This window comes from Pyramidobacter sp. CG50-2 (assembly GCF_003612005.1).
Taxonomy (GTDB): Bacteria; Synergistota; Synergistia; order Synergistales; family Dethiosulfovibrionaceae; genus Pyramidobacter.
In genome coordinates this window covers 1-6,033 of the sequence record NZ_RAWT01000082.1, presented here as the reverse complement: position 1 = coordinate 6,033, position 6,033 = coordinate 1, and the positions used below count along the sequence as shown (strand labels likewise).

Annotated in this window: 3 protein-coding genes and 2 tRNA genes; all 5 read left to right on the top strand. The window is 55.6% G+C overall.

The annotated features are described in order from the left end of the window. Window positions 1-319 precede the first annotated feature (319 nt). The 5 genes from D7D26_RS11685 (at window position 320) to D7D26_RS11665 (ending at window position 5,163) form a co-directional block, all read left to right on the top strand. Window positions 320-393: transfer RNA gene (locus D7D26_RS11685), tRNA-Gln, on the top strand. A gap of 10 nt (window positions 394-403) precedes the next feature. Continuing rightward, window positions 404-479: transfer RNA gene (locus D7D26_RS11680), tRNA-Glu, on the top strand. A 223-nt stretch (window positions 480-702) separates the two neighbouring features. Then, window positions 703-1,905 carry an alpha/beta hydrolase gene (locus D7D26_RS11675; RefSeq protein ID WP_120373160.1) on the top strand — a complete coding sequence of 401 codons (1,203 nt, stop codon included), beginning with the start codon at window positions 703-705 and terminating at the stop codon, window positions 1,903-1,905. Between the two features lie 216 nt (window positions 1,906-2,121). Further along, on the top strand, window positions 2,122-2,535 hold the full coding sequence (locus D7D26_RS11670) for a PH domain-containing protein (protein WP_078016661.1): 414 nt from the start codon (window positions 2,122-2,124) through the stop codon (window positions 2,533-2,535). A 357-nt stretch (window positions 2,536-2,892) separates the two neighbouring features. Beyond that, entirely contained in the window at window positions 2,893-5,163 is a 2,271-nt protein-coding gene (locus tag D7D26_RS11665) for a hypothetical protein (RefSeq protein ID WP_120373159.1), read from the top strand. Window positions 5,164-6,033 lie beyond the last annotated feature (870 nt).

Genomic DNA, 6,033 nt, shown 5'->3' with positions numbered 1-6,033 from the left:
AGAGATTCTCGCCGGTTGAGGGCGCTTTCAATGGCTTTTCTTTCAGCCAGAGTCAAATGTTTGTTCATGATGATGAACTCCTTTCCGAGATCTGTTGTCTCGTAAGAAAGTTCTTTCATCAATTCAGACTAAATGCAAGCTCCTTTTAATTCAGATTTAATGCAACGGGGTACCGGATGTTGCGTTGCATTTACCTTGAAGAATTTCACCTCGGGAACATCTCGGGATTTTCTCGATCAGGGTCTTGCAATTTTTTTTGAGGCATGCTATTATTCCCTTGCTCTGCGGAAGACGCCGAGCTCAATTTAACATGAGGCTTTGGGATATCGTCCAACGGCAGGACATCTGACTCTGGATCAGAGAATTGGGGTTCGAATCCCTGTATCCCAGCCATTTTTTACGCGCTCTCTTCGTCCAGTGGCCCAGGACATCGGGTTCTCAGCCCGGTAACAGGGGTTCGAATCCCCTAGAGAGTGCCATTTTTTTATTCTCGTTCGGAAAACGCAACCAGAGGACGAAAAATATCGAGGCGCTTCACCTTCAACGGGTGAGGCGCCTCGTCTTTTTCATGAAAGAGCCGGCGGCGCACGATTTTCCGCCGCGTCTGCTATAATATTTAACAGATAAAAATGAAAAACTCGTCTGTCCGCCTCGGACGGACAGCCGCATGCCGCAAGGGAACGGCCGAAAGGAGAGGAACCCATGAAAAAATACGATGTCGGCGCACCGATCGTTTTCAAAAAGGGCTTTCACGAACTCAACGACGAACCGCACCTCAACTATCAGCTGAACCGCATGATCAGCTGGAGCGGCGGCGATCTGGAGGAGGTGAGACGCGTTTCGCGGCAGATCAGAGACTTCGACGACTGGAAGAAAATCCTCATGGAGCTCGGCGCCCGGGCGCTCGCCGAAGAGCGCATCGGCAATGCCATCGCCTATTACCGGATGGCGGAATTCTACATGGACGGCGGCGATCCCGACGCCCTCGCGTGCTACAACAAAGCCCGCGAGCTGTTTTACGGATATTTTGCGGATTATTTCACGCCAGGTTCCGGCAGCGCGCCCGTCGTCGAGCGCCTGGAAGTTCCCTACGAGGACGTTACGCTGCCGGTCATGCACACAGAACCGGATCGGAAGAAAAAAGGCGTTTTTCTCGTTCATGGCGGCAACGACTCCTATTACGAGGAATTCTTCTTCCCAATGCTGTACCTGCGCGAACGGGGTTACGAAGTCTATCTGTTCGAAGGGCCCGGCCAGGGCGCGGTGACGCGGCTGCGCGGCCTTCCCTTTACCGCCGCGTGGGAAAAGCCGGTGGCGGCGATCACGGCGCGCTTCGATCTGCGCGACGTCGCGATCGTCGGCGTTTCGCTCGGCGGCTATTTCGCGCCGCGGGCCGCCGCGTTCGACAAGCGGATCTCGCGCGTGATCGGCTGGTCGGTCTTCCCCTCGTTCTGGGACGTGTATCGGGCGACGGCCGGAAAAGCGCGCGCCCAAGCGCTCCGCTCCCTCTTGAAAGCGAATATGAAAAGCGTCGTCAACGGACTCTTCCGCCGCAGCGTGAAGAAAGGGGACCTGCACGCGCTGGCGCTGGCAAAAATGCTGCCGCGCTACGGCGCGGCTACGCCGTTCGACCTCGGGCTGGCGCTCGCGGATTACGATCTGGCTCCCGTGGCGGAAAAAATCGATCAGGACGTGCTCATCCTCGGCGCGCAGCACGACATCATGATCCCCTACACGCTGGTCGGCAAGGAGATCGCCATGCTGAAAAACGCGCGTTCGCTCACCTTCCGCCTCTTCACCGACCGCGAAGAGGCCGGCGATCACTGCAGCTGCGGCAATACCCAACTGGCTCTGGACTCGATCTGCCGCTGGATGGACGCTCTGGACGCCAGGGACCGCGGATAAAAAACCGCAGAGCCGGCCGCCGTGCGACGGCCGGTTCTGCGGTTCTGTCTTTTTAAAAGGCCTCGCCGAAATTTCCGCCGTGACGCAAAAATGCAGGGCCTGTTCTCAAATTTCAAAATCGAGGGTATAATCTTGCGAAGGGTTTTCATGCCCTGAACGGAAAATGAATCTTCCTTGCTATCCAACCCAACATTACTTTTCAGGAGGGATTTCTCAATGCCAGTATCGAAAGAAGTCGTCCGGGAGCAACTCCGCAAAATCGGTCCCTATCACAAGTGGTTCACCGGAAAAGAGCGCCGCGCCCTGCCCAAGATCATCGACGAGGGCGAAGTGATCGAATTCCTGACCAGCGGCTACGACGGCAAAAAGAATACCGTGCTCGTCGTGGCGACCAACCGCCGCTTCATGGTGCTCGACTCGGGCATCGTCTACGGCAGCGACGACCGCATTTTCCCCTACGGCAAGATCAACTCCATCCGCGGCGAGCGCGGCATTTTCTTCGGCAAACTCCGCATCAGCACCGCCGGCGTCTCCGGCGACGACGTGGTGATCTCCTGGGTGCGCAAGACCGACATCGCCCGCATGATCTCCACCGTGTCCAAAAACATCGCTCTGGCCAAAGGCGAGTAGTTTTTTCAAAAAATAGCTCAATCACAAATTCTGTGTGATGCAGAATTGCGTTCCAGTTTTTTTGCTGATGTCGAAAATCTTTCGGAACGGGGCATTCAGCATCCGAACAGCCACCCCTTCCCTGCCGCCTGGGCGTTTTGATCTTGTTTAACATAGTTGGCTGGGCGCTGAAGAGCAGCCGCGGCTGCTGCTTCCGGTCGCAGACGCAGGCAAACATGAACGGTTTCGAGTATCAGGCCGACCAGTTCGCATGGCCTGTTCTGATGCCCGAGTGGGTAAGCGGCGAGGTCGAATGGGGAACAACGCCTTGCCGCGCTGTATCCGGAGTTTTCCGAACACGAGGGAGGCGTTTTTATTATGAAAAAACTGAGATTCATAAGTGCTGTATTACTGGCGGTGCTGTTCGGGACATGCGCGTACGCCGAGCTGCAGCTCTCGGTCCAAGGGCCTCGCGGCACATTCCGATACTATGCGAGAGCGGAGGAGGAAGGCCGCACGACGTACTGGGCCCATGCCGTGCAGGTCGCTGAATCTGCGACTGAAAACGGCGTCACCGTTTACCGCGATCCGGACAAAAGGCCTCTGGGAGAGGCCCGGACCGTGGACGGAACGATCGTCTTCTGCGATGCCGCTGGAAAGGAACTTGCGAAGCTCGTCCGGCAGGAAACAAAGGATGTGTACTATTCCGGCGGCAAGGAGATCGGCCAAGCCTATAGGCGTGACGGAAGATTCGTCTTTACCGACGCAGGGGGCAGAGAGATCGGCCAGGCCGGGGAAAGTGACCCGCACATCCGCGCGATCCCCGTCGAGGTGATCGTCCTCGCCGGGGCCGGGGTCACGGCCTCGAGAGATTCGGATATCTGCCTTCCGGTGATCACGGAAGTCGCGGAGGAAGGGGCGGCGCGTACCGCCGGACTGCAGAAATATGACATCATCATCGGTTATCAGGGCGACAAGTGGACCACGTTCAGCTTCATGGGCTATGATCCCGGGGAGTCAGCCAGCCGTGTTACCCCGATCATAGACGGGGCCTCAGAACGCGGAGATCTTGTCATGATCGTCTACCGCCCCGGTCTGCGTGAGGGAATGAGTGAAAATGAGATCGCCCAACTGCGTGAGAAACTGAGGGAAACTAGGGCAGCCCATAAGATAGCCCAAACGGATGACGCCTTTCTTGAGAAAGAATCGGCTCATGGGATGATCTTCGCGAGCGCGCCGATGCCCGAGGGGAAGAAGGGCTTCAGCTGGACGCCGAAAAAAACTGCTGATGGCAGCATGCTCTCCAATAAGGGGACGTACTTGTATTATACGCAGATCGTGAAGATCTACAGTGAATGGCTTGCCTCGGGCAACTCAGGACCGGCGGTCCGCGTTCCCTCATGTCTGCCTCGCGTTACGGATGTTGCTCCGGAGGGGCAGGCTCTGGCCGCTGGCATGCAGGTCGGCGACTTCCTGATCGGTCTGCTCGGAGAGAAAAAGTCATTCTTTGAACATGCGGGGATTTTTTCCGGAAGCACTTATACGAGCGTAGCGCATGAACTTGACGTGAACGAAAATGACACGAACGCTCCCCTTGTTGTCTACCGTCCCGCCAGCGGCGAGAAAAATACCGCGAAGGGGCAGATCCTGAAGCTTTCACCGATGAAGAAGGGCAGAAAAGGGTTTTACTTTGATGTCAGCGATGAGTGTCAGTTCTATAGCCGTGAGGAGTCGTCCGTTTACGTCGCGCAGATCCAGGCGCTCTATGAAAAATGGGTCGCGGAGGGCAACAACGTCTTCGTGCACGGACCGGCGGCTCTGACGCGGTTCACGTATGTCCCTAAGAACAGCGCGGCCTATGCCGCCGGACTTCGCGAGGGCGACTTTCTGATCGGATACATGGGGGAAGCAGCGACGGCGATCGAATATGCAAAACTGAGTTCAAGCTCGGACAGCAGGAAAAAAGTCAGGGCTCTGATCGAATCCATGAGCAGCAAACCCGACGCGGTAATGATCGTGTATCGTCCTGCCTCTGATGAGACGGGCGAGGCCCGCGGAAAGATCATCAGGCTCGATCCGATGTCGGCAGGCGATAAGGGGGTTAAATACGCGACCGTTTCCGAGTGCACGTTCTACGCTCACAGTCAGGGGGCTGTCTATGCTCAGCAGATCCAGGCGCTCTATGAAAAATGGCTCGCGGAAAACAACGGCGGCCCGGCAGTACGAAATGAAGTCCCTAAGTCCCGTCCGAAGGGCTCTGCTTCTCTGACTGTGATCTGGAATATCGACAAGGAAGGCACCGCCTACGCGGCCGGACTGCGTCGGGATGATTTTCTGATCGGGTACGAGGGTGAGCCGGTGACCGCGCTCGGGTACGCAAAACTGTCCGGCGCGGAACCTCAGAAAAAAGTCAAGGCATGGAACGAATCTATGCGTGACAAGCCGGACACTGTCATGATCGTTTACCGCCCCGAACCGGGCGAAAAGGGCGAAGCAAAAGGAAAGATCATCAGGCTTGATCCAATGCCGGCAGGCGATAAGGGGTTCAAGTACCGTACCGGTTCCTCGTCTACGTTCTACTCACGTGACCAGGGGGCCGCTTATGCTGCTGACATTCAGGCGCTCTACGATGCCTGGAAGTCCAAATAGAACGCGGGCCTAACCGTCTTCTGTAAAGCGGCCGAAGGTCTGATATGCTGACGGTCACCGGGTCTTTCGTGGCAGCTGACCGCGGCCGTAGATGTTTTGACGCGCATCGTCGCCCCGCATTCTGGGCGGACAGGCTCTTCAGGAGAGATATCAAGCGCACCGTGACAGCAAAATACGGTTTTACCAGAGACGGCGTTATGCACAGTAGCTGCTGTGTTATGAAAGCCATACAGACAGCAAGTATTTTTCAGAAAACCGGCTGTTCCCTCTGAAATGAGGTGTCTGTCAACCTTGGAGCGTCTATGCTGCATAGCAAGGATCTCCTTATGCGCGTGATATGGCATCCGGCAGGATGATACTTAAACATAGGAAATATCCTTAACTATTCAGCTGAAAGGTGCCGTATGTCGCTGCAACTGATAACTGGCGATCGCACAGAAAAAAAATAATTGCCCCCAAAACAGGAGACCGTCTCAAAAGCCAATTGAGGCGGTCTCTTTGCTATTCCTCGATGGACTCTATCCAGCACTAATACTATTTCTCAATTAAAATGCCGAATGCAGAGGCGCTGCGGAGGAGATTCACAAAGCGAGCTGCGCAGACCGCGCAGCGATCGAGGGAGTCCTGAGCGACTGAACTCCTCCGCAGCCCCCGGGAAATTATGTTAATACTTTCTATCAAGAATTAGGACTTGTTTAAAAAACGTCAAAGTTGCCTAAATCGATCCAATCGCTTAAACTTTTCTCATGGAAGAGAGAAGATATGAACTGACCTCCAGCGAGTGGAATCGAACCAAGAGAATGCTGCCGCCCGAACACCCGAAATCAGGTCAACGTGGACGCCCGGCAAAATACGATAACCGCAGGATCA